This window comes from Microcoleus sp. CZ3-B2, from assembly GCF_036705055.1.
GTDB lineage: Bacteria > Cyanobacteriota > Cyanobacteriia > Cyanobacteriales > Microcoleaceae > Microcoleus.
In genome coordinates, this window is record NZ_JAUBTN010000128.1 from 1 (window position 1) to 3,965 (window position 3,965).

General features: G+C 46.2%; 4 protein-coding genes. 1 reads left to right on the forward strand and 3 read right to left on the reverse strand.

The window, feature by feature from the left end; all coding sequences use genetic code 11:
• Positions 1-65: 65 nt before the first annotated feature.
• On the forward strand, positions 66-275 hold the full coding sequence (locus QUA97_RS27945) for a hypothetical protein (RefSeq protein ID WP_333197556.1): 210 nt from the start codon (positions 66-68) through the stop codon (positions 273-275).
• A gap of 25 nt (positions 276-300) precedes the next feature.
• On the opposite strand, the gene QUA97_RS27950 is transcribed toward QUA97_RS27945, so the two are convergent.
• The 3 genes from QUA97_RS27950 to cbiD form a co-directional block, all read right to left on the reverse strand.
• The gene (locus QUA97_RS27950; protein WP_194009595.1) at positions 301-960 is read right to left on the reverse strand and encodes a Uma2 family endonuclease; all 660 of its coding nucleotides are present in this window, start codon (positions 958-960) and stop codon (positions 301-303) included.
• A 157-nt stretch (positions 961-1,117) separates the two neighbouring features.
• On the reverse strand, positions 1,118-2,731 hold the full coding sequence (gene guaA / locus QUA97_RS27955) for a glutamine-hydrolyzing GMP synthase (protein WP_333197560.1): 1,614 nt from the start codon (positions 2,729-2,731) through the stop codon (positions 1,118-1,120).
• A 335-nt stretch (positions 2,732-3,066) separates the two neighbouring features.
• The coding region (cbiD, locus tag QUA97_RS27960) for a cobalt-precorrin-5B (C(1))-methyltransferase CbiD (RefSeq protein WP_333197562.1) at positions 3,067-3,965 on the reverse strand (899 nt) is incomplete at its 5' end.

The following is a 3,965-nucleotide window of genomic DNA, read 5'->3' on the forward strand; positions in this document are numbered from 1 at the left end:
TCCTAGCAGCTTCACTATTTTTATTCATTTTACCTCATTTTTAAATAGTCTCATACTTATTTGAAATGACTATAAATGAAAATTCAGAGCAAGAAATATTTGGAATTGTATCTAATGGGGAAGTATGGCAGTTTGGCAAACTCAAATCTAATGTTTTTACTCGAAATCAAATGTTTTATACAATTCAAGAATTAGATCGACTATTTGCCGTTATCAATTACGTGTTTCAACAGTGCGAATTGCTGCTGGATGCTGAAACGAGCGATCGCAATTAAACAGAGTTTGAAGTATCTCTTCGTTCTAAGTTCTATCTAGTTCATTTTCTTGACGTATCCATTGCCGTAAAGTTTGTTCTGCGCCAACCTCATCTTCCTGCGCTTGGGCTAGAAATTCATAGAGTTTTATTTTGGGAACTTGGAGAAAAGTCGGGCTAATTTCAACTTCTTGATATTCTTCGCCTTGAAGTTGATAGATGCGCCAAACCCGCCCGTTAAAACGCCAAAATTCAGGAACTCCCATACTGGCATAAAGTTCCAGTTTCTTGATATCTGTGTGCGTAATATCGATTTCTACTACTAAATCTGGTGGCGGATCTTGCTGCAAATTTACCGTTTTTCCTGCCACTAGCGGTTGGTTCTGGATGTAGTAAGCATTATCCGGTTCTGCACCCCGATCCAAATCTTCCCGATCGAGCGTTGTCGAACCCATCGTTTTAATTTTTAAACCGAGTTCAGCGACTAAGAAATAAATAAAACGTCCGATCAATTCTCGGTAAAATTCATGTTCTTCTAAAGGCATCGTAATTTCTAAAGTGCCGCGATCGTAGGTAAAATGGGCAGAGCGACTCTCGCCAATTGCACGGACAATTTGCTGATAGGCTTGCCAATTCAAGTTGTGGAAAATTACCCGTTTTTCGCCGATCGCTCGGGGTGCATTTAATAATAGAGGAGTAGTCACCATATGCAACACAGTTGACAGTTGACAGTTGACCCTTCAACTTTGTTCGGGGCGACGCAGTTGAGAGATAAATTTTCTGTGTAAGTCCTGTAATTAACACAGGACTTACACACGGCATCTATCCAAATCGAAAATCAAAAATCGAAAATCGAAAATAGTATCACTCCCACTCGATCGTACCAGGCGGCTTAGAAGTAATATCGTAAACCACCCGGTTCACCCCCTTAACCTCATTCACAATCCGATTCGAGATCAGTTCCAACAAATCGTAAGGAACCCGCGCCCAATCAGCCGTCATCCCGTCTTCACTTGTGATAAATCGCAGAACGATCGGGTAAGCATAGGTGCGCTGATCGCCCATCACCCCTACACTGCGAATCGGTAGCAAAACTGCAAAAGCTTGCCAAAGTTCGCCGTACAATCCGTGGCGGTTAATTTCTTGGCGAACTATGAAGTCAGCATCTCGCAAAATATTTAGTCTCTCTGCGGTAACTTCTCCTATAATCCGAATCGCCAATCCCGGGCCGGGGAAAGGTTGTCGGTTGACGATTTCTTCGGGAAGCCCGATCGACCGGCCGACTTTTCGCACCTCATCCTTGAACAACTTTCGCAGCGGTTCGATCAACTTAAAGCACAAATCTTTAGGCAACCCGCCCACATTGTGGTGACTTTTAATTTTAACAGCAACTCGTTCGCCGCTTTTCGGGTCTACATTCGTGTCAGCAGATTCAATCACATCCGGGTAAAGAGTACCTTGGGCTAGGTAATCAAAAGGGCCCAGACGCTTCGATTCTTCTTCAAATACACTGATAAATTCGTGACCAATCCGCTTGCGTTTTACTTCAGGATCGGTAACACCTTCAAGCTTAGCCAAAAAGCGACTGCGAGCTTGAACGTACTGCACCGGAATGTGGAATTGCTCTTGAAATAATTTCACCAACCGTTCCGGTTCCTGCTTCCGCATAAACCCTTGGTCGATAAACATACAGGTAAGTTGGTCGCCGATCGCCTGGTGCAGCAAGAAAGCCAAAGTCGAAGAATCAACCCCACCGGATAGAGCCAACAAAACTCGTTGATCTCCCACCCTGGCACGAATTTCGCGAATAGTTTCTTCGACAAAAGTAGCTGTCGTCCAAGTCGGTTCGCACTCGCAAATATGGTAAACAAAATTGCGAATCAAAGCTTGTCCGCCGATCGAGTGAACCACTTCTGGGTGAAACTGAACGCCGTACAAACTTTTCTCGTGGTTAGCCACAGCAGCAGACGGAGTATTGTCCGTGTGAGCGAGGATCTCAAAACCCGACGGCAACTCGCTACAGGAGTCTCCGTGGCTCATCCACATCGTGCTGCCCTCCTCGACATTTGTCAGCAAATCCGTAGGATCGTCAATAAATAGCGATGCCTTGCCGTATTCCGCCAACTTAGCCCGCTCAACTGTCCCGCCGAGTTGCTTTACCATCAACTGCATCCCGTAGCAAACACCCAGCACAGGGATTCCCAAATTCCAAATTTCCGGGTCGCATTGGGGAGCTCTTTCATCGTATACAGAACTCGGCCCTCCTGAGAGAATAATTCCTTTAGGTGCGATCGCTTTTAACTGTTCTGCAGTAGTGCGGTAAGAAATAACTTCTGAATATACTTGAGTTTCGCGAATGCGGCGAGCAATCAGTTCGGAATATTGCGAACCGAAGTCGAGAATCACGATCATTTGGCGGTCTATTTGCCCCAGAGAAGAGTTTGTGAGGTCAGAGTCAGTTTCTATTTGAGTAGTCACGGTGATTGCGTAATTGCTAATTGCTAGTTGGGCAGAATGTAGCGGAGGTATTGGTCGCCGCTTGAGTCCAAAATTGATGGAAGCGAGCTATCCTTAGTCGCTAGGAATAAATAAGATTTATACTAGATTGCTGTCAGCGATGTCAGTCAATTAATAGGGTCTGCGACAAGCATATATTTACTTCGAGCCTTACCCTAATTAATTAAACTATTGCATCAGAAATTTATTCAGGACGCAACCCAGTATAATCAAGGTCTAGGGACTGAGAATTATTACTTGTTAAATATTATCCCTGAGCTATCTTTTACAAAGAATTACGGGATATTCACACTACATTAACAAATTTGTGTCAAAAATGTATCTCCTATGTCACTTTTAACAATAATTTTGCGATCGCGCCCAAACATCACCGATCCCACGGGAATACGCTGGTTAGTGTGAGTAAAAATGCAATCCGCCGATCGCAAGTCTATTTCTCGGCTAATCTCACCGTAAATTCGATCGACCCAATTGCTACCAGTTGCCCCATCCAAAGCCCGCAGTTGCCCGAGAGCCTCTTCGGCCGTCGCTGCTGAAAAAATCGCGGAACAGGCATCGGCGGGCATTCCAGCTTTAGCACAGTAAGCTGTGAGAATTTCCCTGCGCCCATCGGCGAGGTGGTGGTGAGTGTGAAAAATCCCCGCCGCCAATTTCATCAGTTTACCGTGATAGCCAAACAGCAAAATCGATCGCACGCCCTGAAATCCAGCCTCTACCAGCAGCGGGCCCAGCCAGTTAGCAGTTTTCACCAGCCGCTGCGGATCGATCCCCAGTTGTCGCGCCAAATCCAAGCCATTTTCGCCGATGCAGAAAACTAAAGTGTCAAACAGTTCGGCTTTTTGTTGCAGTTGTTCGCGATAAACTTCCAACTGTCCGGGGGCGCTCAGCGGTTGAGAAATGCCCGTTGTACCCAGCAGCGAAAGTCCTTCTACCACACCGAAAGCTGCGTTAGAAGTGCGGGCGGCCAGTTTCCGCCCTGAAGGCAAAATCAGGGTGACAGTAATTTTTTCTCCCCGTGCGAGTTCTCTGCTCAGATTCGATCGCAGCAGCCGCATAGCGTAATCATAGATTGCCGCTCCTCCACCTGCTTTGTGATGTCCAATTCCCTCACCCCCAACAATCACAATCTGCTCTCCCTCTCCCCCATTCTCCCCCTCTCCCCCATTCTCCCCCTCTCCCTCTCTCCCCCCCTCTC

Excerpts from the sequence above, each read along its gene's own strand:
- QUA97_RS27945 (WP_333197556.1), top strand. The coding sequence starts at position 66 with ATGACTATAAATGAAAATTCAGAGCAAGAAATATTTGGAATTGTATCT.
- QUA97_RS27950 (WP_194009595.1), bottom strand. The coding sequence starts at position 960 with ATGGTGACTACTCCTCTATTATTAAATGCACCCCGAGCGATCGGCGAA.